This is a genomic window from Streptomyces sp. C (assembly GCF_000158895.1).
GTDB lineage: Bacteria > Actinomycetota > Actinomycetes > Streptomycetales > Streptomycetaceae > Streptomyces > Streptomyces racemochromogenes.
In genome coordinates, this window is sequence record NZ_GG657750.1 from 4,609,374 (window position 1) to 4,634,405 (window position 25,032).

The 25,032-nt window shown below is 71.5% G+C and carries 28 protein-coding genes and 4 tRNA genes; 24 read left to right on the forward strand and 8 right to left on the reverse strand.

Translation table 11 applies throughout. The features are described from left to right. From SSNG_RS20790 to SSNG_RS20810, 5 genes are all read left to right on the forward strand, one after another. Positions 1-1,240: NADH-quinone oxidoreductase subunit N (locus tag SSNG_RS20790; protein ID WP_063749964.1), on the forward strand; the 1,240-nt coding region annotated here is incomplete at its 5' end. 224 nt (positions 1,241-1,464) lie between these two features. Then, complete coding sequence (gene htpX, locus SSNG_RS20795) at positions 1,465-2,328, forward strand: zinc metalloprotease HtpX (RefSeq protein WP_007265862.1); 864 nt, start codon at positions 1,465-1,467, stop codon at positions 2,326-2,328. Then, positions 2,325-2,717, forward strand: coding sequence for a YccF domain-containing protein (locus tag SSNG_RS20800; protein WP_007265863.1), 393 nt, complete (start codon positions 2,325-2,327; stop codon positions 2,715-2,717). The genes htpX and SSNG_RS20800 overlap by 4 nt, the downstream gene beginning before the upstream one ends. After that, the gene (locus SSNG_RS20805) at positions 2,714-3,796 is read left to right on the forward strand and encodes a barstar family protein (protein WP_007265864.1); all 1,083 of its coding nucleotides are present in this window, start codon (positions 2,714-2,716) and stop codon (positions 3,794-3,796) included. Before SSNG_RS20800 ends, SSNG_RS20805 begins: the two co-directional genes overlap by 4 nt. Before the next feature lie 50 nt (positions 3,797-3,846). After that, positions 3,847-4,374 (forward strand): SMI1/KNR4 family protein, encoded by a 528-nt coding sequence (locus SSNG_RS20810; protein WP_042801545.1) that lies wholly within the window; start codon positions 3,847-3,849, stop codon positions 4,372-4,374. On the opposite strand, the gene SSNG_RS20815 is transcribed toward SSNG_RS20810, so the two are convergent. The 3 genes from SSNG_RS20815 to SSNG_RS20825 all read right to left on the reverse strand — a co-directional run bounded on the left by SSNG_RS20815 (position 4,352) and on the right by SSNG_RS20825 (position 7,832). Beyond that, the gene (locus SSNG_RS20815; RefSeq protein WP_007265866.1) at positions 4,352-5,593 is read right to left on the reverse strand and encodes an APC family permease; all 1,242 of its coding nucleotides are present in this window, start codon (positions 5,591-5,593) and stop codon (positions 4,352-4,354) included. The two genes, SSNG_RS20810 and SSNG_RS20815, sit on opposite strands and share 23 nt — an antisense overlap. Positions 5,594-5,643: 50 nt before the next feature. Further along, positions 5,644-7,071: a SulP family inorganic anion transporter gene (locus tag SSNG_RS20820; protein ID WP_007265867.1), complete on the reverse strand. Its 1,428-nt coding sequence runs from the start codon at positions 7,069-7,071 to the stop codon at positions 5,644-5,646. Between the two features lie 272 nt (positions 7,072-7,343). Then, the gene (locus SSNG_RS20825; RefSeq protein ID WP_007265868.1) at positions 7,344-7,832 is read right to left on the reverse strand and encodes a YajQ family cyclic di-GMP-binding protein; all 489 of its coding nucleotides are present in this window, start codon (positions 7,830-7,832) and stop codon (positions 7,344-7,346) included. Between the two features lie 204 nt (positions 7,833-8,036). Here SSNG_RS20825 and SSNG_RS20830 point away from each other — a divergent pair. Then, positions 8,037-8,118 (forward strand) — tRNA-Tyr (locus SSNG_RS20830). Between the two features lie 96 nt (positions 8,119-8,214). Here the strand turns inward: SSNG_RS20830 and SSNG_RS20835 are convergent. Then, positions 8,215-8,724: a hypothetical protein gene (locus SSNG_RS20835; protein WP_007265869.1), complete on the reverse strand. Its 510-nt coding sequence runs from the start codon at positions 8,722-8,724 to the stop codon at positions 8,215-8,217. 106 nt (positions 8,725-8,830) lie between these two features. Between SSNG_RS20835 and SSNG_RS20840 the strand changes: the two genes are divergently transcribed. Further along, the gene (locus SSNG_RS20840) at positions 8,831-9,271 is read left to right on the forward strand and encodes a DUF3574 domain-containing protein (protein ID WP_007265870.1); all 441 of its coding nucleotides are present in this window, start codon (positions 8,831-8,833) and stop codon (positions 9,269-9,271) included. A gap of 56 nt (positions 9,272-9,327) precedes the next feature. Here the strand turns inward: SSNG_RS20840 and SSNG_RS20845 are convergent, their stop codons facing one another. Together SSNG_RS20845 and SSNG_RS20850 are read right to left on the reverse strand one after the other, a co-directional pair. Next, on the reverse strand, positions 9,328-9,984 hold the full coding sequence (locus tag SSNG_RS20845) for an SDR family oxidoreductase (protein ID WP_007265871.1): 657 nt from the start codon (positions 9,982-9,984) through the stop codon (positions 9,328-9,330). Positions 9,985-10,038: 54 nt separating this feature from the next. Continuing rightward, complete coding sequence (locus SSNG_RS20850; RefSeq protein ID WP_007265872.1) at positions 10,039-11,304, reverse strand: amidohydrolase family protein; 1,266 nt, start codon at positions 11,302-11,304, stop codon at positions 10,039-10,041. A 294-nt stretch (positions 11,305-11,598) separates the two neighbouring features. Here SSNG_RS20850 and SSNG_RS20855 point away from each other — a divergent pair. The 10 genes from SSNG_RS20855 to SSNG_RS20900 all read left to right on the forward strand — a co-directional run bounded on the left by SSNG_RS20855 (position 11,599) and on the right by SSNG_RS20900 (position 17,485). Beyond that, a tRNA-Thr gene (locus SSNG_RS20855) sits at positions 11,599-11,671 on the forward strand. A gap of 48 nt (positions 11,672-11,719) precedes the next feature. Continuing rightward, positions 11,720-11,792, forward strand: a tRNA-Met gene (locus tag SSNG_RS20860). Between the two features lie 86 nt (positions 11,793-11,878). Then, on the forward strand, positions 11,879-12,043 hold the full coding sequence (gene rpmG, locus SSNG_RS20865) for a 50S ribosomal protein L33 (RefSeq protein WP_007265873.1): 165 nt from the start codon (positions 11,879-11,881) through the stop codon (positions 12,041-12,043). Between the two features lie 225 nt (positions 12,044-12,268). Continuing rightward, on the forward strand, positions 12,269-12,721 hold the full coding sequence (locus SSNG_RS20870) for a MaoC family dehydratase N-terminal domain-containing protein (protein ID WP_007265874.1): 453 nt from the start codon (positions 12,269-12,271) through the stop codon (positions 12,719-12,721). A 1-nt stretch (position 12,722) separates the two neighbouring features. After that, on the forward strand, positions 12,723-13,151 hold the full coding sequence (locus tag SSNG_RS20875) for a MaoC family dehydratase (RefSeq protein ID WP_007265875.1): 429 nt from the start codon (positions 12,723-12,725) through the stop codon (positions 13,149-13,151). 185 nt (positions 13,152-13,336) lie between these two features. After that, entirely contained in the window at positions 13,337-13,891 is a 555-nt protein-coding gene (locus SSNG_RS20880; RefSeq protein ID WP_007265876.1) for a TetR/AcrR family transcriptional regulator, read from the forward strand. An 82-nt stretch (positions 13,892-13,973) separates the two neighbouring features. Beyond that, positions 13,974-15,446, forward strand: coding sequence for a DHA2 family efflux MFS transporter permease subunit (locus tag SSNG_RS20885; RefSeq protein ID WP_007265877.1), 1,473 nt, complete (start codon positions 13,974-13,976; stop codon positions 15,444-15,446). 85 nt (positions 15,447-15,531) lie between these two features. Beyond that, positions 15,532-15,930, forward strand: a complete 399-nt coding sequence (locus tag SSNG_RS20890) for a DUF3291 domain-containing protein (protein WP_007265878.1) — start codon at positions 15,532-15,534, stop codon at positions 15,928-15,930. After that, positions 15,931-17,031 (forward strand): UDP-N-acetylmuramate dehydrogenase, encoded by a 1,101-nt coding sequence (locus SSNG_RS20895; RefSeq protein ID WP_007265879.1) that lies wholly within the window; start codon positions 15,931-15,933, stop codon positions 17,029-17,031. A gap of 1 nt (position 17,032) precedes the next feature. After that, entirely contained in the window at positions 17,033-17,485 is a 453-nt protein-coding gene (locus SSNG_RS20900; protein ID WP_050779686.1) for a hypothetical protein, read from the forward strand. Here SSNG_RS20900 and SSNG_RS20905 read toward each other — a convergent pair. Further along, positions 17,439-18,458 carry an adenosine deaminase gene (locus SSNG_RS20905; RefSeq protein WP_007265881.1) on the reverse strand — a complete coding sequence of 340 codons (1,020 nt, stop codon included), beginning with the start codon at positions 18,456-18,458 and terminating at the stop codon, positions 17,439-17,441. The two genes, SSNG_RS20900 and SSNG_RS20905, sit on opposite strands and share 47 nt — an antisense overlap. A 311-nt stretch (positions 18,459-18,769) precedes the next feature. Next, positions 18,770-19,996, reverse strand: a complete 1,227-nt coding sequence (locus SSNG_RS20910) for a pyridoxal phosphate-dependent aminotransferase (protein WP_007265882.1) — start codon at positions 19,994-19,996, stop codon at positions 18,770-18,772. A 195-nt stretch (positions 19,997-20,191) separates the two neighbouring features. Between SSNG_RS20910 and SSNG_RS20915 the strand changes: the two genes are divergently transcribed. From SSNG_RS20915 to rplJ, 7 genes are all read left to right on the forward strand, one after another. After that, a tRNA-Trp gene (locus SSNG_RS20915) sits at positions 20,192-20,264 on the forward strand. Between the two features lie 105 nt (positions 20,265-20,369). Further along, positions 20,370-20,651, forward strand: coding sequence for a preprotein translocase subunit SecE (secE, locus tag SSNG_RS20920; protein ID WP_042801552.1), 282 nt, complete (start codon positions 20,370-20,372; stop codon positions 20,649-20,651). 84 nt (positions 20,652-20,735) lie between these two features. Then, positions 20,736-21,650 carry a transcription termination/antitermination protein NusG gene (gene nusG, locus SSNG_RS20925; protein WP_007265884.1) on the forward strand — a complete coding sequence of 305 codons (915 nt, stop codon included), beginning with the start codon at positions 20,736-20,738 and terminating at the stop codon, positions 21,648-21,650. Positions 21,651-21,817: 167 nt separating this feature from the next. After that, positions 21,818-22,252: a 50S ribosomal protein L11 gene (rplK, locus tag SSNG_RS20930; RefSeq protein ID WP_007265885.1), complete on the forward strand. Its 435-nt coding sequence runs from the start codon at positions 21,818-21,820 to the stop codon at positions 22,250-22,252. Positions 22,253-22,339: 87 nt separating this feature from the next. Beyond that, positions 22,340-23,068, forward strand: a complete 729-nt coding sequence (gene rplA, locus SSNG_RS20935) for a 50S ribosomal protein L1 (RefSeq protein WP_007265886.1) — start codon at positions 22,340-22,342, stop codon at positions 23,066-23,068. Between the two features lie 155 nt (positions 23,069-23,223). Beyond that, entirely contained in the window at positions 23,224-24,135 is a 912-nt protein-coding gene (locus tag SSNG_RS20940; RefSeq protein ID WP_042801555.1) for an LppX_LprAFG lipoprotein, read from the forward strand. Between the two features lie 282 nt (positions 24,136-24,417). Beyond that, positions 24,418-24,948 carry a 50S ribosomal protein L10 gene (rplJ, locus tag SSNG_RS20945; RefSeq protein ID WP_007265888.1) on the forward strand — a complete coding sequence of 177 codons (531 nt, stop codon included), beginning with the start codon at positions 24,418-24,420 and terminating at the stop codon, positions 24,946-24,948. Positions 24,949-25,032 lie beyond the last annotated feature (84 nt).

The following is a 25,032-nucleotide window of genomic DNA, read 5'->3' on the forward strand; positions in this document are numbered from 1 at the left end:
AGCCCTGGTCACCGCCCTGCTGTCGGTCACCGCCGTCCGCGACGCGCGCACCCCCGCCGGCGAGTACTGGTTCCTGCTGCTGTCCTCCGCCGCCGGCGCCGCCCTGCTGCCCGCCTCCCGCGACCTCGCCACCCTCATCGTCGCCCTCGAAGTGGCCTCGCTGCCCGCCTTCGCCCTCGTCGGCATGCGCCGCGGCGACCGGCTCTCCTCCGAGGCCGCCCTCAAGTTCTTCCTGTCCTCCGTCACCGCCACCGCCGTCTCCCTGATGGGCGTCAGCTTCGTCTACGCCGCCACCGGCTCCCTGCACCTGTCGCAGGTCGCGGGACGGCTCGAAGAGGTACCCGGGCAGCTCGACACCCTCGCCATGGCGGGCGTCGCCCTCACCCTCGTCGGCTTCGCCTTCAAGACCGCCGCCGTCCCCTTCCACTTCTGGGTCCCCGACACCTACGTCGGCGCCCCCCTCCCCGTCGCCGGCTACCTCTCGGTGATCGGCAAGGCCGTCGGCTTCACCGGCCTCATCCTCGTCACGGTGATCGCCTTCCCCGCCTACTCCGACGTCTGGGGCCCGGCCCTGGCCGTGCTCGCCGCGCTCACCATGACCCTCGGCAACGCCGCCGCCCTGCGCCAGTCCGCCGACCGCGCCCACAGCGCCGTACGCCTCCTCGCCTGGTCCTCCGTCGGCCAGGCCGGCTACCTCCTGGTCCCGATCGCCGCGGCCGCGTACACCGACCGCGACCAGATCGGCTCCACCGTCGCCTACGCGCTCATGTACGCGGCCGTGAACCTCGGCGCCTTCGCCGTGGCCGCCCTCGTGGCCCGTACGAAGCCGCTGCACCGGATCAGCGACTACCGCGGCCTGTACGCGCAGCGCCCGGCCGCCGCCCTCGCGATGGCCTTCTTCCTGCTCTGCCTCGCCGGACTGCCGCCGGGCGTCATCGGCCTCTTCGCCAAGGTCGCCGTCTTCCGCTCGGCCGTGGACGCGGGCCTCGGCTGGCTGGCCGTGCTCATGGCCGTCAACGTGGTCGTCGCCCTGTACTACTACCTGCGCTGGACCGCGCTCCTGTTCCGCAGCCCGGAGCCGGGGACGGAGCCCCAGGCCGCCGTGGACGCGCCCGCCCGCACGAAGGCGCCCTGGCCCGTCGCGGCCGCCATCGCCCTCACCGCGGTGACCGCCCTCGTCCTTTCCGGCGCCCCGCAGCTCGTCCTGCGCTTCGCCTCGGGCAGCCTCTTCCCGCTGTAGCCCACCCGGCCGTGCCCCACGGCCGCACCCCCTCCATGGAGACTCACCCGTACGGAGTAACGCCCGCCGCTGCCCCCCGGCCCGTGCCGGCGGGGCAGCGGCCCCGCCGTGCCCTGGGAACCAGACGCCGCCACCTCGCGTTGACCAGGAAGGGAGGGTCCACTGGACCGAAGTCCCTCAGATCCACGACGGGGCTCCCCTGCCGCACCTTTGGAGGGCTTACCGTGCACCGCCGGCACAACGGGCTGAAGACCGCCGTACTCCTCGGCGGGATGTCCGCACTCATCATCGTCATCGGAAGCTTCTTCGGACGGGGCGGCCTGATAGTCGCCGTCCTCGTCGCCCTGGGGACGAACGCCTACGCGTACTGGAACAGCGACAAGCTGGCTCTACGCGCGATGCGCGCCCGCCCCGTGAGCGAGTTCGAGGCACCCGAGCTCTACCGCATGGTGCGCGAGCTCTCCACTTCCGCGCGCCAGCCCATGCCCCGGCTCTACATCTCCCCGACCGAGGCCCCCAACGCCTTCGCGACGGGCCGCAACCCGCGCAACGCCGCCGTCTGCTGCACCGAGGGCATCCTGCGCATCCTCGACGAGCGCGAGCTGCGCGGGGTCATCGGGCACGAGCTGAGCCACGTCTACAACCGCGACATCCTCATCTCGTCCGTCGCCGGAGCCCTCGCCTCCGTGATCATGTTCCTGGTGAACTTCGCCTGGCTGATCCCGGTGGGCCGCTCCAGCGACGACGAGGGCCCCGGCCTCTTCGGCATGCTGCTGATCATGCTCCTCGGCCCGCTGGCCGCGTCCGTGATCCAGCTCGCCATCAGCCGCTCGCGCGAATACGAGGCCGACGCCTCCGGCGCCCAGCTCACCGGAGACCCGCTCGCCCTGGCCGGCGCCCTGCGCAAGCTCGACGCCGGCACCAAGCAGCTCCCGCTGCCCCCCGAGCCCCGCCTGGAGACGGCGAGCCACATGATGATCGCCAACCCCTTCCGGCCCGGCCAGGGGCTCTCCAGGATGTTCTCGACCCACCCCCCGATGGCCGAGCGCATCGCCCGGCTCGAACAGATGGCAGGACACAGCCGGTGAAAACCCTCCTGAACGTCATTTGGCTCGTGCTCAGTGGGATCTGGCTCTTCCTCGGCTACTGCGTCGCCGGCCTGATCCTCTGCATCACCATCATCGGCATCCCCTTCGGGATAGCCGCCTTCCGCATCGCCCTCTACGCCCTCTGGCCCTTCGGCTACACCACGGTCGAACGCCACGACGCGGGCGCGCCGTCCTGCGTCGGCAACGTCCTGTGGCTGGTCCTGGCCGGCTGGTGGCTGGCCCTCGGCCACATCGTCACCGGCATCGCCCTCTGCGTCACGATCATCGGCATCCCCTTCGGCATCGCCAACTTCAAGATGGTCCCCCTCTCCCTGCTTCCCCTGGGCCGCGAGATCGTCCCCACCGACGCCCCCTTCGCCTCCCGGTGACGGCCGGCTTCCGCTTCGCCCTGCGGGGCGAGGACGACGACCACGAGGACGAGCAGCTCTGGGCGCTGTGCGAGGACGCCGAGAACCTCTTCGCCGACCCGCCGGAGCCCCTGCGGCGCCGCTACGAGCTGCGCGGCTTCACCGCGGAGACCGAACTCCCGGCCGCGCTGGGATTCCTCGTACTGCAACCGCTCCACGAGCACGGCGCACCCACACGCGAGTGGTACCTGGAGGACGCCCGCGTCCTCGCCACCCGCGCCCGTGGCGCGTGGCGGGACGTGACCATCGAGGCCGTCCGCTCCGACCACCAGCCGCCCCACCCGGCGGGCGCCGCCACAGCCGTGGGCTTCAGCCTGTCGGACCACCAGGACCGGATCCTGGGCCACTTCCGCGACCTCGCCGAGGTGGGTCCCGTCGAGGAGCCGCCGCCGCACACCGTGCGCCTCCTGGGGTGCACGGTGCGGGGGCCGCTGCTCGACGTACTGGAAGGCCGGGAGGAGCGGCCTCTCGGCTACCGGCACCTGGACGCCCTGGACGCCTCGGGCGGGCTCCTCGCGCGGGCGGGACACCCGCACGTCGTCGACCGGCAGCCCTCCTCGCGCGGCCCCGGCCTGTACGACCTGACCGTGCACATGGACCCGCAGCCGCCCGTCGTCGCCGACGTCTGGGAACTATGGCGCGAGGGCCGCCCGGCCGTCCCCAACCTGTGGGCGCGCTTCGACGGCACCGGCCGTGAGCTCTGGCTGGACCCGGCCCTGGTCCACCCGAGGGGACCGGACCGCCCGGCCGGCGGCACCTATCACCTCGACGGGCGCCACGTCACCGACGCCGAGGGCTTCTTCTGCGCCCTCGGCGAGGCCGTCAACGGCCCGGGCGGCTACTTCGGCCGCTGCCTGAACGGCGTCGCGGACGCCCTGTGCGGCGGGTTCGGAGCCGGGCCGCCGTTCACCCTCGTCTGGCACGACCACGACGTGGCCCGCCGCAGCCTCGGCCTCCAGCCGCTGGTCTGGCCCCCCGCCACCTTCCCTGACCTCCTCGCATTCCTGGCGGAAGAGGGCGTCGAGGTCGTCCTCGCCTGAGTTGTCCACAGGCCGGGGCGGCTGTCAGTGGGGTGCGCCACCATGAACACATGAACGAAACCGAGCAGTTGCTGGAGCAAGTCACCGACCGCGTCCGAGCCTCCGCGCGCGAGCGCGGCAGCCCCCTTCCCGCACCCCTGCGGGACGGCGAGACCGAACGGGCCGAGCAGGCCCTGGGCTTCGCCCTCCCACCCCTCCTCACCGCGCTCTACACGCGCATCGGTGACGGCGGATTCGGCCCTGAATACGGCCTGCTGCCACTGCGTCAGGTCATCAGGCAATACGAGGCCGGCCGCGCGTCCGACTGGGGCTGGCCCGAGGGCGTCCTGCCGATAGCCGACCTGGGCTGCGCCATGTCCGCCTGCGTGGACTGCCGCTCCGAGACCGCCCGGATCCTGCTCTTCGAGCCGAACCCCGGGGATCGCGACCTCGCCTGGTACCTCAAGTCCCCGAGCCTGGCCCACTGGCTGCGCGACTGGCTCGACGGTACCGGCTGGTTCCGCGACGAAGAGGAATGGGACGAGGACGAGATAGGCCTGACCCCGTGGCCGGAGTTCAGCGCCCGGTGCGAGGCCTGAGTCCGACCCGCACCTTGTAGACCAGCGCGCCCACCGCCAGCACCGCCGCCCCCGAGACCGCCGACGCGAGGGGCAGCGCACACGCCAGCACCACACAGCCGGACAGCCCCACCGCTGCCACGGCCCGGTCCTTGACAGCTGAACCGAGGGTCCACGCGGAAGCGTTCGCGATCGCGTAGTAGACGAGCACTCCGAACGAGGAGAAGCCGATCGCGCCCCGCAGATCGGCGGTGGCCGCGAGCACCGCCACGACCGCACCCACCGCGAGCTCCGCGTGGTGCGGCACCTGACGCCGGGGATGTACGGCCGCCAGCGCGCGCGGCAGATGGCCGTCCCGGGCCATCGCCAGGACCGTGCGCGACACCCCGAGCACGAGGGCCAGCAGAGAGCCCAGCGCGGCCAGCGCCGCGCCCACCCGGACCACGGGGGACAGTCCGGGCCACCCGGCCGCCCGCACCGCGTCGGCCAGCGGGGCGGCCGACGCCGCCAGCCCGTCGCTGCCGAGCACCGACAGGGCCGCCACCGCCACGGCGGCGTACACCAGCAGCGCGATCCCCAGCGCGAGCGGCACCGCGCGCGGGATCGTGCGCTCCGGATCACGCACCTCCTCGCCCAGGGTGGTGATCCGGGCGTAGCCCGCGAAGGCGAAGAACAGCAGCCCCGCCCCCTGCAACAGCCCGGCCGCATCCCACTCCCCGCCGGCCAGGGCCCCCGGATCCGCCGCACCGGAGGTCAGGCACACCACGACGACCCCGGCCAGCACCGCCAGTACCGCCGCCACGATCAGCCGGGCGAGCCGGGCCGACTTCTGCACCCCGCCGTAGCCCGCGGCGGTCAGCGCCACCACCGCCGCGACGGCCACCGCGTGCTGCCGGCCCGGCCACACGTACGCCCCGACGGTGAGCGCCATCGCCGCACAGGAGGCCGTCTTGCCGACCACGAAACCCCAGCCGGCCAGGTACCCCCAGAACGGGCCGAGCCGTTCGCGGCCGTAGACGTAGGTCCCGCCGGACGCCGGATACCGGGCGGCCAGCCGGGCCGAGGACCACGCGTTGCAGTACGCCACCAGGGCCGCCACCGCGAGGGCCGCGAGCAGCCCGCCGCCCGCCGCCCGCGCCGCCGGGGCGAGGGCGGCGAAGATCCCCGCGCCGACCATGGCGCCGAGTCCGACCACGACGGCGTCGGAAACCCCCAGAGTGCGCCTCAGTTCGTTGTCCACGGGCGGAGGGTAGCCGTGCCGGGTTACGGGCCGGCTGAGGGGAGGGCCCCCTAGCTGACGCCCTCCCGGCCAGGGAGCGGCATGCGCGCCCGCTCCCACCCCTCCAGGGCGGTCAGGCAGGCGTGGTCAAGGTGCCGCAGGCCGCTGAGGTCCAGCCGCACCGACGGCCCGTGCGGCAGCGCCTCCAGCGCGTCCAGCAGCTTCGGCAGCCGCAGGAAACTGGCGTTCCCCACGACCCGGACGCACAGCTCGTCGCCCTCCCACACCTCCTCGATGTGCACGTGCGAGGTCTCCCAGGCCGCCTTGGCCACCGCCAGGCCCAGCCCGATCAGGACCCCCTCGAAAAGACTGGTGGCCACGATCGAGACGGCGGTCACCACCAGCACCACCGCCTCGCCCCGGTGGCTCCGCCACAGGGCCGCCACCGCCCGGGCCGGCAGCAGCTTCCAGCCCGCGTGCAGCAGCACTCCGGCGAGCGCCGCCAGCGGGACCACCTCCAGCAGCTGCGGAAAGGCCACCGCGAACAGCAGCAGCCAGCCCCCGTGCATGATCCGCGCCGCCCGGGTACGGGCCCCGGCCTCCACGTTCGCCGAGCTGCGCACGATCACGGCGGTCATCGGCAGCGCCCCGAGCAGCCCGCACACGGTGTTCCCGACGCCCTGGGCCACCAGCTCCCGGTCGTAGTCGGTGCGCGGCCCGTCGTGCATCCGGTCGACGGCCGCGGCGCTGAAGAGGGTCTCGGCGGAGGCGATCAGCGCGAGCGCGATCACGGTCCCGACGGCTCCGACCGACCCCAGCACCCCGAAGCCCGACCATCCCGGCGGGGCCACCGCGTCCAGCACCCCCGTCACCCGGACCCGCTCGACCGGCAGCCGCAGCACCGCGGCCACGACGGTGGCCGCAGCCACCCCGACCAGCGCGCCCGGCACCAGCCGCGCCCGGGCCGGCACCCGGCGCCAGAGCACCAGGACGGCGATGGTCCCCGCACCCAGCGCCACGGCGGCCCAGTCGGCCCGCGCCCCCAGCTCGTGCACCGTGGCCACCTTGGCCAGGGTGTGGCCGGGAGCCTCCACCCCGCCCACGGCGTAGAGCTGCCCGGCGATCAGCACGAGCCCGATCCCCGCCAGCATCCCGTGCACCACCGCGACGGAGATCGCCCGGAACCACCGCCCCAGCCGCAGCACCCCCATGCCCAGCTGGAGCACCCCGGCGGCCAGCACCAGCACCCCGAGCGCGGCCAGTCCGTAGCCCTGCACGGCCTCGTAGACCAGCACGGTCAGCCCGGCCGCGGGACCGCTGACCTGGAGGGCGCTGCCGCGGAACCAGCCGGTGACCAGCCCCCCGACCACCCCGGTGACGATCCCCAGCTCGGCCGGTACACCGGAGGCGACGGCCACCCCCACACAGAGCGGAAGCGCGACCAGCGCGACGACGACGGACGCGCCGAAGTCCGCTCGGAAATTGCCGGCCCCGGGCATGCGGGAACCCCCTCGTCACGCGGTGATGGATGTCACCCAGCGTGGTGGGCGCACCCGCCCCCGCCCAGTCACCACCGGGAGGCCGGGCAGGAGCACGCGCCGCTCACGCCCCGCACACACCTTGCGCTCCCCGCCGGGCCCCATGGCGCGCCTGGCGCGCACGGCGCGCATGACGAAGGGCACAACGCGGGCGGCCGCCGGTGCGCCCGGCGATCCGCCCCCGTTGTGCCCCACGGGTCCGCTCAGTGACGCACGTGCGCCTCAGCGGTGGTTCAGCGGTAGTTCACGAACTGGATCGCGAAGTCCAGTTCCTTGCCCTTGAGGAGGGCCTGGACGGCCTGGAGGTCGTCACGGCTCTTGGAGCTGACGCGCAGCTCTTCGCCCTGGACCTGGGCCTTGACGCCCTTGGGGCCCTCGTCCCGGATGATCTTCGCGACCTTCTTGGCGTTCTCCTGGGAGATGCCCTCCTCGATCGACGCGAAGATCTTGTACTCCTTGCCGGACAGCTGCGGCTCGCCGGCGTCCAGCGCCTTCAGCGAGATCCCGCGCTTGACCAGCTTGGTCTCGAACACGTCGAGGACGGCCTTGACGCGCTCCTCGGAGACCGCCTCCATGAGGATCTTGTCCCCGGACCAGGCGATGGTGGCGCCGGTGCCCTTGAAGTCGTAGCGCTGCGAGAGTTCCTTGGCGGCCTGGTTGAGGGCGTTGTCGACCTCCTGCCGCTCGACCTTCGAGACGATGTCGAAACTGGAGTCGGCCATGTGCTGTGGCTCCTTGAAGTCGGCTGTGATGGGCCCCGGAGGGCCGCGGCCGGACATCCCCGGACCGCTCCGCAAAGCCTAGCCACCACGCCCACGTGGGGCGCTGATCAATCCGGTGGCGAACCACCCCCGAGCATCGGGTATCGTTTACGTCGTTGCCAGGGAACGACGCCGGAAGGCGGAGGAACCGAAGCGACATCCCATGGCGGTGTGCCCGAGTGGCCAATGGGAGCGGACTGTAAATCCGTCGGCTTAGCCTACCCAGGTTCGAATCCTGGCGCCGCCACGCGAGTGGAACCCCCGTTCATCTGCGGAAGCGCAGTGGACGGGGGTTTCTTCGCATACCCCGGCCCAAACCCGGCCGCCCCGGACCGGGGCCCGCTCAGGGTGGGGGCGGGGTGACCGTCAGGTGGTACGTCGTGTCGATCCAGAAACCGTTCGACGCCGCAGCCTCCACCTCCAGGACGAACTGGCCCGGCGGGAGGGGATCGAGGGCGCACCACAGCCCCCAGGCCACCTGCGGCATCCCCCTCAGCGGGAAGGGCTTCGAGGAGAACTCGCGGGGCTCCAGCGGAGAGCTGTTCAGAGCCGCCGCGGCCCGGGTCACCTCCAGCCGCCACGGCCGGGTCAGGAACGGCACCGCCGCCCGCTTGGTGTTCAGCACCGGGAAGAACAGCGGCCGCCCCGACGGGATGCTGCACCGGCGCACCACCCGGCCTCCGTAGGTCCCCGCCAGGAACCACACGTCCCGGGGCTGACGCCACCCGGCGTACGCGCCCGTCGTGTCCCCCACCGGGCTCTCCTCGTCCGGCGCGGACAGGGCCCACCGCCACCACCGCGCCGCGAGCCGGCCGCCCTCCGCCGCGCTGACGCGCCACTCGCCGTCGCCCATCCCCCACCCCGGAAACCCGTACGGCCGCCCCCTGCGGCCGATTTCGGGGTGACCCTATCGGCCCCCCGCCACGCACCGAAGCGGTCGGCCGGTCGTTTCACGGGGCATGACATGGACTTCGGACAAACGCGGCAAAGCCGGAGGCGGCGTACTGCTCGCCCTGCTCGGCGCCGGCATCCCCGCCCTGGTCGGAGCCGCGCTGCACGGCAACACGGGAGAGCCCTACCGGGAGACCCGCCTGCACTTCGCCGCACAGCGCCCCGACGGCCGGGAACCCGTCGCAAAAGGGGAGTTCACCCGGTTCCTCGACCGCGAGGTCACCCCCGCCTTCCCCGAAGGGCTCACCCTCCGCGACACGGACGGCCAGTGGCGCGGCGACGACGGCACCGTCATCCGCGAGCCCGGCTACGAGGTCGTGCTGCTCTACCCCCGCACCGAGGCCGACGAGCGCGGCACCCGCGTCGAACGGATCCGCCGGCATTACGAGAAGCAGTTCCGGCAGCACGCCGTCCGGCGCGTCGACGACGAGGTGCAGGCCGGTTTCTGACAGCCGCTCGGCCCACCGCCCACCACCCACCGCGCACCGCCCCCGCCCACCGCGCGTCAGTTGCCCGCCACGTCCTTCACGGCCACCGAGACCGGCGCCGAGCCCGAGACGAGCTCCAGCGTCAGACCCGCCGTCGCCGGCGTCTCGACCAGCTCCGCCAGCACCGCCGCCACGTCGTCGCGCGACACGGGACCCCGGCCCGTGTGGGCCTCCAGCCGGACCAGCCCCGTACCGGCGTCGTCCGTCAGCTGACCCGGCCGCAGCACCGTCCACTCCAGCCCCAGCCGGGTCCGCAGATGGTCGTCGGCGTCGCCCTTCGCCCGCAGGTACACGTCGAAGACCTCCTCGCCCCCGTGCCGCGGATCGGCACCCATCGTGGAGACCATCAGGAAGCGGCGCACCCGCGCCCGTTCGGCGGCGTCGGCGAACAGCACCGCCGCGCCCCGGTCCACGGTGTCCTTGCGCGCCGCACCGCTGCCCGGACCGGCACCGGCGGCGAACACCGCCACGTCCGCGCCCTGCAGGATCCCCGCGACGTGCTCGACCGAAGCCGACTCCAGATCGCACAGCACCGGTTCGGCACCGGCCTCCCGCAGGTCACCGCCCTGCTCCGGATCACGGATGATGCCCGCGACCTCGTACCCGCGCGCGGCGAGCAGGCGCTCCAGCCGCAGCGCGATCCGACCGTGTCCACCCGCGATGACGATGCGCATGCCCCGACCGTACGACGGCCCGCCCGCCCCCGCCCGCGAACGCCCCGCGAAGCACTACGGCCCCGGCTCCGTACGGCCCTGCCGTGGCAGGTCCAGGGCCACCGCCACCGCCGAGTCGCAGTACTCCCGCACTGCACTCGTACGGGCTACCACCCGCCCCCGGTGGATCACGATGCGGCTGTACGCCAGCAACAGCACCCCGGCGATCCGGTCCCCGCGCACGGCCAGCAGCTCCGCCGGGAAGCCGGCCTCCACCCGCACCTCCGGCAGCCCCATCGCCTCCCGGGCGGCGGCACTCACCGCCTCGTAGGCCTCGCCCGGGCGCAGACCGCCCTGGGAGGCCAGCAGGTACGCCGCTTCGAGCGGATCGCCCCGACCCACCGGATTCCCGGCGTCCCGTATCGCCTTGCTGCCTGCCGCGACACGCACCCCGGCCGAGCGCAGCAGCCGGACGGGGGCCGTGCGCAGCCCGCGGCGCTCCAGGGCCGCGCAGTCCCCCTGGGGCAGGCAGGTGACGCGTACGCCGGCGGCGGCGAGCCGGTCTGCCGCGCGGGTGGCCGAGTCCAGCGGGAGCCGGGACAGGCCGCCGCACGGGCCGATGGTCACCCCGGGCCGCAGCCCCCCGGCCATGGCCGCCAGCCGGGCCAGCCGGCCCGGGTCGTCACCGTCGGTGTGCAGGTCCACCGGGCAGCCGTGCTCCGCGGCCAGCTCCAGGACCGCCTCCAGGAAGCCCGTCGGGTCGGGGTCGAGGTCCGGACAGCCGCCGATCACCGAGGCGCCCATCTTCACGGCGTCGCGCAGCATGGAGAGCCCGTCCGCGCCGGCCACCCCGGTCAGCAGCCGGGGCACCGCCACCGTCGTCAGGTCCGCCAGCCCGCGCAGGGAGCGGCGGGCCTGGAGGACGGCCTCCATGGGTCCCAGCCCGTGCACGTCGCCGATCCGGACGTGGGAGCGCACCGCGGTGGCGCCGTGGCCGAGCTGGAGCAGGGCCGCCTCGGTGGCGCGGCGCTGCACCTCGTCGGGGGCGTACGAGACCGGCCCCTCACCGTCGGCGGTCAGCGCGGTGTCCCCGTGGGCGTGCGGCTCGGCGGGGGCGGGCAGGAGCAGGTAGCCGCGCAGGTCGACCCGCGACAGGGCGGGGGCGGGCAGGCTGCCCGCGGTGCCCACGGCCTGGATGCGGCCGCCGCTGAGCCGGACGTCGACGGTCCGGCCGTCGGTGAGCCGGGCCCCGGTGAGCAGGAGTCCCGTCGCCTCGGCGGCGGGTCCGCCGACGGGATGGCGCGGGGACGGGGAGGGCTGCTGCGGCTGGCTGTCGGACATCGCGCTCCTGCGGTGGCTCGGGCGGTTCCTGTGCCGTGGCCGCAGCCGGCGGCCCAAGATCACGCAGCGTGCTCCGAGCCTAGGGCGCGGGGGTCCCGGGTTCGCGGAGGAGCGCAATAGTCGTACCGGTGTGGCCGGGGGGAGCGGAGTGTGACCCCGGGCACAAACGGGCCGGTTTCCGGGGCGGGGGAGGCCCGAGAGCCCCGTGGGAATGGCCTGGTGGGCGCTTCGGAGCCCAGGCGCCCCAAAGGATTTGGGCGATCGGCTGGCAACCGTGTAATGTCTTCCTCGCTCGCCCCAATAGCTCAGTCGGTAGAGCGTCTCCATGGTAAGGAGAAGGTCTGCGGTTCGATTCCGCATTGGGGCTCTGGTGAGAGAGGTTCCCCACCCTCGGGTGGGGAACGGATCTCATCAAAGCGGCGTAGCTCAGTCGGTAGAGCAAGCGGCTCATAATCGCTGTGTCACCGGTTCAAGTCCGGTCGCCGCTACACCCAGTAGCCGATTGCGGGGTCGGTCTCCCGATCGGCTACTCTTTTATGCGTTCATCCGTCCCAATCCGTCAAGGAGCACTCACGTGGCTGCCACCGACGTCCGCCCGAAGATCACGCTGGCCTGCGTGGAGTGCAAGGAGCGGAACTACATCACCAAGAAGAACCGGCGTAACAACCCGGACCGCATGGAGATGAAGAAGCACTGCCCGCGCTGCAACTCGCACACCGCGCACCGCGAGACCCGCTAGTCATTGGCGAAGTCTCCAATATAGGCACCGTCATGAGGTCGTCCCCTTCAATGGGGGCGGCCTCGTGTCGTTTCCGCACCAGATCTTGATCAGGTGTGCGGTACGCCGCCCCGGGCGCGGCCGGAGCACTCGATTCGTGCGGGCTTCGAGCGCGCCCCTTCACCATGTCCGTGCAACGTGTCCAAACGCGTCCAAACGTGTCCCTGCAACAGGAGGCAGTGAGCCATGGCCCTCGATCAGACCTTCGTGGGGCGGACCTACCCGCCCACCGAGCCGTACGAGGTCGGCCGGGAGAAGATCCGCGAATTCGCGGTCGCGGTGGGTGACGAGAATCCCGTCTACACCGATCCCGAAGCCGCCAAGGCGTTTGGTCACCAGGACGTGATCGCCCCGCCGACTTTCGTGTTCGCCATCACCTTCGCGGCCGCGGGTCAGGTCATCGAGGACCCGCAGCTGGGCCTGGACTACAGCCGCGTCGTGCACGGCGACCAGAAGTTCGCGTACGTCCGCCCCGTGCGGGCGGGTGACCGGCTCACCGTGACCTCCACCATCGAGGCCGTGAAGTCGCTCGCCGGCAACGACATCATCGACATCCGTGGCGAAGTCCACGACGAGTCCGGCGAGCACGTGGTGACGGCGTGGACCAAGCTCGTGTCCCGCGCCCCCGAGGAGGCCTGAGATGACCGCGCAGATCCACTACGCCGACGTCGAGGTCGGCACCGAGCTCCCGGCGGCGTCCTTCCCCGTGACCCGCGCCACCCTCGTCCGCTACGCCGGCGCCTCGGGTGACTTCAACCCGATCCACTGGAACGAGAAGTTCGCCAAGGAGGTCGGACTGCCGGACGTGATCGCCCACGGCATGTTCACCATGGCCGAGGCGATCCGCGTCGTGACCGACTGGGCGGGCGACCCGGGCGCGGTCGTCGAGTACGGCGTCCGCTTCACCAAGCCGGTCGTGGTCCCGAACGACGACCAGGGCGCGCTGATCGAGGTCACCGCGAAGATCGCCGCCAAGCTGGACGACAACCGCGTACGGGTCGACCTGACGGCGCTCAGCGCCGGCCAGAAGGTCCTGGGCATGTCCCGCGCCGTGGTGCGGCTGGCCTGACGGGGCGGGGCCGGTGCGGGCCGGCCATCTCCCCCTCGACCCCCCGGGGTGGGGGTTGCCCACCCGCCTCCCTGTCTGCGGGCCGGTGGTGCGGGGAGCGGTGTCCCCTGAGACCGCCCCGGGGGACGCCGCCCCCGCACCCCCCCTGCTTGACATAGTTAGTGATTGAGTACTAACTTATTGGCATGGCAAGGATGAGTGCGGACGAGCGGCGCGAGAGCGTCATCCGCGCGGCGATCGTGGAGTTCGCCTGCGGCGGCTACTACGGGACCTCCACCGAGGCGATCGCCAAGCGGGTCGGGGTCTCGCAGCCGTACCTCTTCCGGCTGTTCCCCAGCAAGCAGGCCATCTTCCTCGCGGCGGCGGCTCGCTGTATGGAGCGGACCCGGGAGGTGTTCGCGCAGGCGGCCGACGGGCTCGGGGGCGAGGACGCCCTGCACGCCATGTCCGCCGCCTACAACAAGCACATCGCCGACGACCCGCAGGTCGTCCAGATGCAGTTGCAGATGTACGTCACCGTCGCGTCCGCCGAGGCGGCCGGGGACCAGGAGTTCGGCGAGCTGGTGCGTGCCGGCTGGCTGGAGCTCTGGGACACCGTCATGGCCCCGCTCGGCGGGGACGCCAACGAGACGACCACCTTCATGGCCTACGGAATGCTCATCAACACCCTCACCGCGATGGGCTTCCCGCCCAGTCATCGCGTCTGGGAGGGGTTCCCCTCGGCGAGTCCCGAGTGCTGACCCCCGCCCCTGACGGCTCCGCCGTCTTTTTTTGCCCGCGAAAGTTAGTCAGCAATAACTAACAATCCCCAGGGGGGAACCCGTGAACCAGCCAGCCGAGACGAAGCTCAGCAGGCCCGCGATCTGGGCCCTAGTCCTCACGGGCGCCGCCAGCTTCATGGCCGCCCTCGACAACCTCGTCGTCACCACCGCCCTCCCCGCCATCCGCGCCGACCTCGGCGGCGGGCTGGAGGACCTGGAGTGGACGGTGAACGCCTACACGCTCACCTTCGCCGTCCTGCTGATGTTCGGCTCCGCCCTCGGTGACCGCTTCGGCCGGCGCCGGCTCTTCATCGCCGGCCTCGCCGTCTTCACCGGCGCGTCCGCCGCCGGCGCCATGTCCTCCGGGATCGACGCGCTCATCGCGGCCCGCGCCGTGCAGGGCGTGGGCGCGGCGATCATGATGCCGCTCAGCCTCACCCTGCTCACCGCCGCCGTTCCCGCCGCCCGGCGGGGCGTGGCCCTGGGGATCTACGGAGCCGTGAGCGGACTGGCCGTCGCCACCGGGCCCCTCGTCGGAGGCAGCATCACCGAGCACATCTCCTGGCAGTGGATCTTCTGGCTCAACGTGCCCATCGGCCTCGCCGTGATCCCGCTCTCCCGCCTGCGCCTCGCCGAGTCCACCGCCCCCAACTCCCGCCTCGACATCCCCGGCACCCTCCTGATCAGCGGCGGCCTCTTCGGCATCGTCTACGGCCTGGTCAACGCCAACATCCACGGCTGGACCAACGCCACCGTCCTGACCTCCCTCATCGCCGGCGGCGTCCTCCTCGCGGGCTTCGTGGGCCACGGCTTCCGCAGCGCCAACGCCATGCTGCCCATGCGGCTCTTCCGCGACCGGGGCTTCTTCGGGATCAACATCGCCAGCCTGATGATGTACCTCGGCATGTTCGGCTCGATCTTCCTGCTCAGCCAGTTCCTCCAGGGCGTCGTCGGCTACTCGCCCGCCGAGGCAGGCCTGCGCATGCTCCCCTGGACCGGGATGGCGGTCATCGTCGCCCCCATCGGCGGAGTGCTGTCCGACCGGATCGGCGGCCGCCCCGTCGTCGTCGCCGGTCTGGCCTTCCAGGCCGTCGGCCTCGGCTGGTTCGCCATGATCCTGAGCACGGACGTCTCGTACGCCGCCCAGCTCCCGGCGCTCGTCCTGAGCGGGATCGGCATGTCCCTGTTCTTCGCCCCCGCCGGCAACCTGCTGATGTCCACGGTGACCACCGCCGACCAGGGCAAGGCCTCCGGCGCCAACAACGCCCTGCGCGAGGTCGGCGGCGCCCTCGGCGTCGCGGTCCTGGCCTCCGTCTTCTCCGCCCAGGGCGGCTACGAGACCCCCCAGGCCTTCACCGACGGCACCGTCCCCGCCCTGTGGATCGGCGCGGCGGTCCTGGCCGTGGCCTCCGCCCTCGCCCTGCTGCTCCCGCGCAAGGCCGAGATCGCCGCACCCCAGGAGCAGGCCCCGGCCGAAGAGGCCCCGGCCCCGGCTCCGGCGGCCGCCGCCCCCACGCCGGTCCGCGTCGGCTGATCCAGGAGCGCACATGCCCCACCCGCACCTGTACTACCCGCAGAGAAGATGAACCGCTGACGCCGCGTGCGAAGGAGACCCCGTCATGCCCGACATCCCCTGGCTCACGCCCACCCAGGCCGCACCCGGCGCCGAGGTCTACGTCATGGCCTCCCGCTTCGAGACCGCCACGCTCCTCGGCGCCGTCCGGTTCTTCCTCAAGGCGCCCGGCATCATCAGCCAGATCCGCAAGGCCCCCGGCGCCCACGGCGCGGCCCTCCGGGCCCGCGTCCTGGGCCGGACCTTCCTCACCCTCTCCGCATGGGAGGACCGGGAAGCGCTCTACCGCTTCGCGCGCAGCGAGCCGCACCGCTCCAGCGCCCGCGCCGCCAGCGCCTACATGAAGGAATCCGCCTTCACCTTCTGGACCGTCCCGGCCTCCGGACTCCCCATCACCTGGGACGAGGCCGAGCGCCGCCTGGCGGAGCGGAAGCAGGGCTACTGAGTGCCCCGCCGGGATGCGAGGGGGACGGACCGTACTCTTGTCCACGTGCAGGAACTCCACGACGCCCCCCTCGCCCCGCTGACCACCTTCCGCCTCGGCGGCCCCGCGGCCCGGCTGGTCACCGCGACCACCGACGCCGAAGTGGTCGAAACCGTGCGCGCCGCGGACGAGAGCGGTACCCCGCTCCTGGTCATCGGCGGCGGCAGCAACCTGGTCATCGGAGACCAGGGCTTCGCCGGAACCGCCCTGCGCATCGCCACCACCGGGTTCACCCTCGACGGCACCACCCTGGAGCTCGCCGCCGGCGAGAACTGGTCCGACGCCGTCGCCCGCACCGTCGAGGCCGGGCTCGCCGGCATCGAGTGCCTCGCCGGGATCCCCGGCTCGGCCGGCGCCACCCCGATCCAGAACGTGGGCGCGTACGGTCAGGAAGTCTGCGACACCATCACCGAGGTCGTCGCCTACGACCGCACCACCCGCGAGACGGTCACCCTGACCGCCGCCGAGTGCGCCTTCCGGTACCGCAACAGCACCTTCAAGGACCAGCCCGACCGCTACGTCGTCCTCCGCGTGCGCTTCGCGCTGGAGGACGCGGGCGGCCTCTCCGCCCCGATCAAGTACCCCGAGACGGCCCGCGCCCTCGGCGTCGAGGCCGGCGACCGCGTCCCGGCCGCCCTCGCCCGCGAGACCGTACTGCGCCTGCGCGCCGGCAAGGGCATGGTCCTGGACCCCGCCGACCACGACACCTGGTCGGCCGGCTCCTTCTTCCACAACCCGATCCTGACCGACGAGGCCTACGCGGCCTTCCTGGCCCGCGTCCAGGACCGCCTCGGCGCCGACACCGCCCCGCCCGCCTACCCGGCCGGCGAGGGCCGTACGAAGACCAGCGCGGCCTGGCTGATCGACAAGGCCGGCTTCACCAAGGGCTACGGCACCGGTCCCGCCCGCATCTCCACCAAGCACACCCTGGCCCTCACCAACCGGGGCGAGGCCACCACCGAGGACCTGCTGACCCTCGCCCGGGAAGTCGTCGCGGGCGTCCACGCGGCCTTCGGCGTCACCCTCGTCAACGAGCCCGTGACGGTCGGCGTCGACCTCTGACATGCACTGCCCCCTGCACGGGGCCGGTACGGACCCCACACGGCTGGTGGGGCGCGAGATCCGCCGGGTCGTCGCGTCCTGGCACATCTGCGAAGGCGAGCGCTCCGAGGCACCGCTCGACGTCTGGCTGATCGACAGCGTCGGCGAGTGCACGCGCATCACGACCGGGTCCGACCAGTGCCTCATCGTCGAGTGCGCCGAGCCGCACGAGCCGTACGACCTGGGGGAGTGGGGCCGGATCGAGGTCGGCGAGGACCTCGGCGAGCACCCCTTCCTGCGCCACCTCGGCCAGACCGTCGAATCGGTCGCCGAGTTCGCGCTGCCCGAGCAGGGGCGCACCCACCTGGAGATAGGCTTTCCCGACGGTCACCGGGTACGGGCCGACTGCCACGAGGGCGACCTGCGGCTCACCCGGCCAGCCAGTGCTCGATCCCGTCCAGAAGCTTCGCCTTGACCTCCTCCGGCGCCGCCGACCCCCGCACCGACTGACGGGCCAGCTCGGCGAGCTCCGCGTCCGTGAAGGCGTGGTGGCGGCGCGCGATCTCGTACTGGGCCGCGAGCCGGGACCCGAAGAGCAGCGGGTCGTCCGCACCCAGCGCCATCGGCACCCCGGCCTCGAAGAGGGTCCGCAGCGGCACGTCCTCGGGCCGCTCGTACACGCCGAGGGCGACGTTGGACGCCGGGCAGACCTCGCAGGTGATCTGCCGGTCGGCGAGCCGCTTCAGCAGCCGGGGGTCCTCGGCGGCCCGTACGCCGTGCCCGATGCGGGCGGCGTGCAGGTCGTCGAGGCAGTCGCGGACCGAGGAGGGGCCGGTCAGCTCGCCGCCGTGCGGGGCCGCGAGCAGGCCGCCCTCGCGGGCGATGGCGAAGGCCCGGTCGAAGTCGCGGGCCATGCCGCGGCGCTCGTCGTTGGAGAGCCCGAAGCCGACGACGCCGCGGTCGGCGTAGCGGACGGCGAGGCGGGCCAGGGTGCGGGCGTCGAGGGGGTGCTTCATGCGGTTCGCGGCGATCAGGACCCGCATGCCGAGGCCGGTCTCGCGGGAGGCGCTGTCGACGGCGTCGAGGATGACCTCGACGGCCGGGATCATCCCGCCGAGGAGGGGCGCGTAGGAGGTGGGGTCGACCTGGATCTCCAGCCAGCCGCTGCCGTCCCGGACGTCCTCCTCGGCCGCCTCGCGGACCAGCCGCTGGATGTCCTCGGGCTCGCGCAGGCAGTTGCGGGCGGCGTCGTAGAGCCGCTGGAAGCGGAACCAGCCGCGCTCGTCGGTGGCGCGCAGCTTGGGCGGCTCCCCGGCGGTCAGGGCGTCGGGGAGGCGGACGCCGTACTTGTCGGCGAGCTCCAGCAGGGTCGACGGGCGCATCGAGCCCGTGAAGTGCAGGTGGAGGTGGGCCTTCGGCAGAAGCGTGAGATCGCGTACGTGCTCCATCTGGTGATCCTGCCGTATCGGTCACCCGATTGGCAGCGGATTACCTGAACGGGACGTTGCCCGAACATGAATCTGACGCCGTGGGGGCGGGGGCGGGGTGCCGCTGCGCGGGGCCGTCCCCTACCCGCCCTTCCTCCGTTCCCCGGGGCTCCGCCCCGGACCCCGCGCCTCAAACGCCGGCGGGGCTGGTGGGGATCCGGGGGCTCCGCCCCAAACCCCGCGCCTCGGACGCCGGCGGGGCTGGAAATGCCGGAGCGGCGTCGCCCCCGTGGGGGTGACGCCGCTCCGGGTCACGCGGAACCGCCGGAGGCCTAGGCCTTGGCCTCCGCCAGGAGGTTCTGGATGCGGGACACGCCCTCGACCAGGTCCTCGTCGCCCAGGGCGTAGGACAGGCGCAGGTAGCCCGGGGTGCCGAAGGCCTCGCCCGGGACGACCGCGACCTCGGCCTCGTCCAGGATCAGCGCGGCCAGCTCGACGGAGGTCTGCGGGCGCTTGCCGCGGATCTCCTTGCCGAGCAGCTCCTTGACCGACGGGTACGCGTAGAACGCGCCCTCGGGGGTCGGGCAGAAGACGCCGTCGATCTCGTTGAGCATCTTCACCATCGTCTGGCGGCGGCGGTCGAAGGCCTTGCGCATCTCGGCGACGGCGTCCAGGTTGCCCGAGACGGCGGCCAGCGCGGCGACCTGGGCCACGTTGGAGACGTTGGAGGTGGCGTGCGACTGGAGGTTGGTCGCGGCCTTGATGACGTCCTGCGGGGCGATGACCCAGCCCACGCGCCAGCCCGTCATGGCGTACGTCTTGGCGACGCCGTTGACGATGATGCACTTGTCGCGCAGGGCCGGGACCAGCACGGGCAGCGAGGTGAACTTCGCGTCGCCGTAGACGAGGTGCTCGTAGATCTCGTCCGTGAGGACCCACAGGCCGTGCTCGGCGGCCCACTCGCCGATCGCCTTCGCGTCGTCCTCGCTGTAGACCGCGCCGGTCGGGTTGGAGGGGGAGACGAACAGGACGACCTTGGTGCGCTCGGTGCGCGCGGCCTCCAGCTGCTCGACGGAGACGCGGTAGCCGGTGGTCTCGTCGGCGACGACCTCGACCGGGACGCCGCCGGCGAGGCGGATCGACTCCGGGTAGGTGGTCCAGTACGGGGCGGGGACGATGACCTCGTCGCCCGGGTCGAGGATCGCGGCGAAGGCCTCGTAGATGGCCTGCTTGCCGCCGTTGGTCACCAGGACCTGGGAGGCGTCGACCTCGTAGCCGGAGTCGCGCAGCGTCTTGGCGGCGATGGCCTTCTTCAGCTCGGGCAGGCCGCCGGCGGGCGTGTAGCGGTGGAACTTGGGGTCGCGGCAGGCCTCGACCGCCGCCTCGACGATGTAGTCGGGCGTCGGGAAGTCGGGCTCGCCCGCGCCGAAGCCGATCACCGGGCGCCCGGCGGCCTTGAGGGCCTTGGCCTTGGCGTCGACGGCGAGGGTGGCGGACTCGGAGATGGCGCCGATGCGGGCAGACACCCGGCGCTCGGAGGAAGGCGTTGCAGAGGTCATGGGGCCAATCGTCCCAGACGGCCGAGAAGGCCCGCACACCGTTTCAATCACCGGACGGAGCAGATCCGGATGGCTTCTGTTCGACGTCACGGCCCGGACCACGTACACTCACCTGTCGTTGGCCCTCACCAGCCGCCCCAGAGCGTGAGCACTCCGTGCACCCGCCCGGATGCGGTAGGTTGGGGAACGCAACAAAGGGTCGTAGCTCAATTGGTAGAGCACTGGTCTCCAAAACCAGCGGTTGGGGGTTCGAGTCCCTCCGGCCCTGCTTCACACTCCTTCTCGGATGTGTGCGCAGGTACGTACTTCGATGCAACGCCGTGCGGCGCAACCGGGCGCGGCTACGGCCACGACCCGGATTCAGGTGAGAGACGTGACGGACGCCCTGGGCTCCATCGACATGCCTGACGCCGACAGCGACACTCGCGAGAAGAAGGCCCGCAAGGGCGGCAAGCGCGGAAAGAAGGGGCCCCTGGGCCGCCTCGCGCTGTTCTACCGCCAGATCGTCGCGGAACTCCGCAAGGTCGTATGGCCCACCCGTAACCAGCTCTCGACGTACACCACCGTGGTGATTGTCTTCGTCGTCATCATGATCGGTCTGGTGACCGTGATTGACTATGGGTTCCAGGAAGCCATCAAGTTCGTCTTCGGCTGATCCCCGCGGAGGGCGGCGCCTTGATGGGTGCCGCCTTTTTTCGCATGTTCCACCACCTTTTGTATCCAGGAAGAAGCAGCCACCGTGTCTGACCCGAACCTGAACGCGAGCCACGACTCCGTCGAGTCCGTCGAGGACCAGCTCGACATCGTCGAGGCGGCGGACGCTGTGGACCCCGACGAGGTCGAGCTCGCCGACGCCGAGGCGGGCATCGCCGCCGAGGAAGCCGCGCTGCACGTCGAGGACGAGGTCGACGCCGAGGCTGACGAGGAAGTCGACGAGGACGCCGAGGACGAGGGCGACATCGAGGACGAGGCCGCCGTCGAGGCCGACGCCGACGTCGAGGCCGAGGCCGCCGAGGAGGCCGCCCCGGCCGAGCCCGTCGACCCCATCCAGGCCCTGCGCGACGAGCTGCGCCTGCTGCCCGGCGAGTGGTACGTGATCCACACCTACGCGGGCTACGAGAAGCGCGTGAAGGCCAACCTGGAGCAGCGCGCCGTCTCGCTGAACGTCGAGGAGTTCATCTACCAGGCCGAGGTGCCCGAGGAAGAGATCGTCCAGATCAAGAACGGCGAGCGCAAGAACGTCCGGCAGAACAAGCTGCCCGGTTACGTGCTCGTCCGCATGGACCTGACGAACGAGTCCTGGGGCGTCGTCCGCAACACCCCGGGTGTCACGGGCTTCGTCGGCAACGCGTACGACCCGTACCCGCTGACCCTCGACGAGATCGTCAAGATGCTCGCCCCCGAGGCGCAGGAGAAGGCCGCCAAGCAGGCCGCGGAAGAGGCCGGCCTGCCCGCGCCCGCCGTCAAGCGCACCATCGAGGTCCTGGACTTCGAGGTCGGCGACTCGGTCACCGTCACCGACGGCCCGTTCGCCACGCTCCAGGCGACGATCAACGAGATCAACCCGGACTCGAAGAAGGTCAAGGGCCTCGTCGAGATCTTCGGCCGCGAGACCCCGGTCGAGCTGAGCTTCGACCAGATCCAGAAGAACTGATCTTCCGGATTCAAAGCTTCCGAAACAGGTCAGACCAGCCCGTAAAGGGCGGTCTGACCTGCTCGGTTTTTAGCCCCGCGCCCATACCCGTTATCGTGGTGCGGTATGCCTCCATCCGGATGACCGGACGGACGGCTGAAAACTCTCACTAGGACCCGGAGAGAGCAATGCCTCCCAAGAAGAAGAAGGTCACGGGGCTTATCAAGCTCCAGATCAAGGCCGGTGCGGCCAACCCGGCTCCGCCGGTCGGCCCCGCGCTCGGTCAGCACGGCGTCAACATCATGGAGTTCTGCAAGGCCTACAACGCCGCGACCGAGTCGCAGCGTGGCATGGTCGTGCCGGTGGAGATCACGGTCTACGAGGACCGTTCCTTCACCTTCATCACCAAGACGCCGCCGGCCGCGCGCCTCATCCTGAAGAGCGCCGGCATCGAGAAGGGCTCCGGCGAGCCGCACAAGACCAAGGTCGCGAAGCTCACGCGTGACCAGGTCCGCGAGATCGCCACGATCAAGATGCCCGACCTCAACGCGAACGACATCGACGCCGCCGAGAAGATCATCGCCGGCACCGCCCGTTCGATGGGTATCACGGTCGAGGGCTGATCCAGCCCCTCGCAGTTCCCCAGTGGTAGGGCCAAGCGCTGGTCCGTACCACGACTCCATGCCTGAAGCACTTACACAGGAGCAGAAGTGAAGCGCAGCAAGACTCTCCGCGCTGCGGACGCCAAGGTCGACCGGGAGAAGCTGTACGCCCCGCTCGAGGCCGTCCGTCTCGCCAAGGAGACCTCCACCACCAAGTTCGACGCCACCGTCGAGGTTGCCTTCCGCCTGGGTGTCGACCCGCGCAAGGCCGACCAGATGGTCCGCGGCACCGTGAACCTCCCGCACGGCACCGGTAAGACCGCCCGGGTCCTGGTCTTCGCGACCGGTGACCGTGCTGCGGCCGCGGAAGCCGCCGGCGCCGACATCGTCGGCGACGACGAGCTGATCAACGAGATCGCCAAGGGCAACCGCCTCAACGAGTTCGACGCCGTCGTGGCGACCCCGGACCTCATGGGCAAGGTCGGCCGCCTCGGCCGCGTGCTCGGTCCGCGTGGTCTCATGCCGAACCCGAAGACCGGCACCGTCACCATGGACGTCGCCAAGGCTGTCACCGAGATCAAGGGTGGCAAGATCGAGTTCCGCGTCGACAAGCACTCGAACCTGCACTTCATCGTCGGCAAGGTCTCCTTCACCGACGAGCAGCTGGTCGAGAACTACGCGGCCGCTCTGGACGAGATCATCCGTCTGAAGCCGTCCGCCGCCAAGGGCCGCTACATCAAGAAGGCCGCCCTGAGCACCACGATGGGCCCCGGCATCCAGCTGGACTCCAACCGCACCCGGAACCTCCTCGTCGAGGAAGACCCGGCTGCTGTCTGAGCCCCACGGCTCGCCTGAGTGGCTGAACGGGCCCCTCGCTCCCTCGGGAGCGGGGGGCCCGTTTCCGTTTCTCCTGGCCGATATTCCGTACGACCTTTGCGTGTATCTGCCATATGGTCGGACGGTTCGACGATCACACCAGGGGTGGGGACTCCATGCTCACGTACCGCAAGAAGACCGCAGGTGCCGCGCTGGCCGCCGTACTGCTCGTGGGCGGGGCCACGACGGCCTGCGAGGACGGGAAGAAGGCCGACGGCGGCAAGGCGGCGTCCGCGCCGTCCGCGCAGGCCTCCCCGTCCGCCTCCAAGGCGGCCGGGGGCGCCGCGGACGCCACGCCGGCCGCGTTCCTGCAGAAGGCCAAGAAGACCTCCGAGGAGATCACCTCCCTCCGCTACACCCTGACGGGGACGGCCTCGGGCCAGCAGGTCTCCTCCGAGGCCTCCATGCGGCTCAAGCCGTCCGTGGCGATGTCGATGAAGGCCACCTCGCAGGGCGCCGAGTCCGGCACCGTCGAGATCCGGATGATCGACGGGGCCATGTACCTGGGCTCCGAGGGCACGTGGCTCAAGTTCGACATGAAGGCACTCGACCCGGCGACGGCCAAGAAGATGGAGAGCGCCCAGGGCGGCGCGAGCAGCTCCGGCGAGAACCCGGGGGACCGGGCCGACCAGCTGATGGGCGCCAAGGACCTCAAGACGGTCGGCGAGGAGAACGTCGACGGCGTGAAGACCACGCACGTCTCCGGGACCATCACGACCGAGCAGATGCGCGCCGGCGTCGCGACGACCTCCACCCCGGAGGCCCGGGAGCGCCGGGAGAAGAGCCTCAAGCAGCTGGAGGGCGAGGGCATCAAGAGCCTCGCCGTCGACATGTGGATCGACGAGTCCGGCCACACCAAGCAGGTCCGTACCCGCGGTGAGGGCACCAAGGGCCCGCTGGACACGACGATCAAGTTCCTGGACTTCAACAAGCCGGTCGAGATCACGGCCCCGTCGGCCGACCAGGTCGTCGACCTCGCCGAGATGATGAAGCGCTCGCGCGAGGGCTCCGGCACGGAGCAGGGCTGACCAGGCACGACGTGCGAGCGGATCCGCCGTACGGGCGGATTTGCTCTGCAACGGATGGTTCGCGTACTCTTCCTGAGAAGCCAAAGACCGCTGGTCGTTGCCGCGCCTGGAAGGGTGCGGTGGCCGAAGGATCCGTTGAGTGCGGACGACCCGCGTAGGTGACTGTGGAAGGTTCCCGGAATCTCGTTCCGGTTGAGCCGTGCCCTGGCGCCTGCGCCGGGGCGTTTCGTTTTTCAGCCCCTTCTGAGCGGTCCTCATCACCCGGAAGGAGGCGAACGCACCATGCCGACGCCCAACAAGGCTGCATCGGTAGCCGAGCTCAAGGACGCGTTCCAGAGCTCGAACGCCGCCGTGCTGACCGAGTACCGGGGTCTCACCGTCGCGCAGCTCAAGACGCTGCGTCGCTCCCTTGGTGAGAACGCCCAGTACGCCGTGGTGAAGAACACGCTGACCAAGATTGCGGCCAACCAGGCCGGGATCACCGCGCTGGACGAGCACTTCGCTGGTCCGACCGCGGTCGCCTTCATCACCGGTGACCCGGTGGAGTCGGCGAAGAGCCTGCGTGACTTCGCCAAGGACAACCCCAACCTGATCATCAAGGCGGGTGTCCTTGATGGTAAGGCGCTCTCCGCCGATGACATCAAGAAGCTTGCGGACCTCGAGTCCCGCGAGGTTCTGCTCAGCAAGCTGGCCGGCGCGTTCAAGGGCAAGCAGTCTCAGGCTGCCCAGCTCTTCCAGGCGCTGCCGTCGAAGCTCGTCCGCACCGTGGACGCGCTCCGTGCCAAGCAGGCCGAGCAGGGCGGTGCCGAGTAATTCGGCTCGCGCATTGATCCACGCCGCCTAGTGCGTGGGTCGTAGCGGGCCGTTACGCCCGCCTCTATACACATCCGGCACCTG

Bases quoted from the DNA above. Each gene is read 5' to 3' on its own strand.
- SSNG_RS20835 (WP_007265869.1), bottom strand. From the start codon at position 8,724: ATGGGCGACGGCGAGTGGCGCGTCAGCGCGGCGGAGGGCGGCCGGCTC.
- SSNG_RS20900 (WP_050779686.1), top strand. From the start codon at position 17,033: ATGCACTGCCCCCTGCACGGGGCCGGTACGGACCCCACACGGCTGGTG.
- SSNG_RS20940 (WP_042801555.1), top strand. From the start codon at position 23,224: ATGCTCACGTACCGCAAGAAGACCGCAGGTGCCGCGCTGGCCGCCGTA.
- SSNG_RS20870 (WP_007265874.1), top strand. From the start codon at position 12,269: ATGGCCCTCGATCAGACCTTCGTGGGGCGGACCTACCCGCCCACCGAG.
- SSNG_RS20850 (WP_007265872.1), bottom strand. From the start codon at position 11,304: ATGTCCGACAGCCAGCCGCAGCAGCCCTCCCCGTCCCCGCGCCATCCC.
- rplK (WP_007265885.1), top strand. From the start codon at position 21,818: ATGCCTCCCAAGAAGAAGAAGGTCACGGGGCTTATCAAGCTCCAGATC.
- rplJ (WP_007265888.1), top strand. From the start codon at position 24,418: ATGCCGACGCCCAACAAGGCTGCATCGGTAGCCGAGCTCAAGGACGCG.
- SSNG_RS20820 (WP_007265867.1), bottom strand. From the start codon at position 7,071: ATGCCCGGGGCCGGCAATTTCCGAGCGGACTTCGGCGCGTCCGTCGTC.
- SSNG_RS20905 (WP_007265881.1), bottom strand. From the start codon at position 18,458: ATGGAGCACGTACGCGATCTCACGCTTCTGCCGAAGGCCCACCTCCAC.
- SSNG_RS20875 (WP_007265875.1), top strand. From the start codon at position 12,723: ATGACCGCGCAGATCCACTACGCCGACGTCGAGGTCGGCACCGAGCTC.
- SSNG_RS20880 (WP_007265876.1), top strand. From the start codon at position 13,337: ATGGCAAGGATGAGTGCGGACGAGCGGCGCGAGAGCGTCATCCGCGCG.
- SSNG_RS20840 (WP_007265870.1), top strand. From the start codon at position 8,831: ATGACATGGACTTCGGACAAACGCGGCAAAGCCGGAGGCGGCGTACTG.
- SSNG_RS20910 (WP_007265882.1), bottom strand. From the start codon at position 19,996: ATGACCTCTGCAACGCCTTCCTCCGAGCGCCGGGTGTCTGCCCGCATC.
- SSNG_RS20825 (WP_007265868.1), bottom strand. From the start codon at position 7,832: ATGGCCGACTCCAGTTTCGACATCGTCTCGAAGGTCGAGCGGCAGGAG.
- SSNG_RS20890 (WP_007265878.1), top strand. From the start codon at position 15,532: ATGCCCGACATCCCCTGGCTCACGCCCACCCAGGCCGCACCCGGCGCC.
- SSNG_RS20845 (WP_007265871.1), bottom strand. From the start codon at position 9,984: ATGCGCATCGTCATCGCGGGTGGACACGGTCGGATCGCGCTGCGGCTG.
- SSNG_RS20810 (WP_042801545.1), top strand. From the start codon at position 3,847: ATGAACGAAACCGAGCAGTTGCTGGAGCAAGTCACCGACCGCGTCCGA.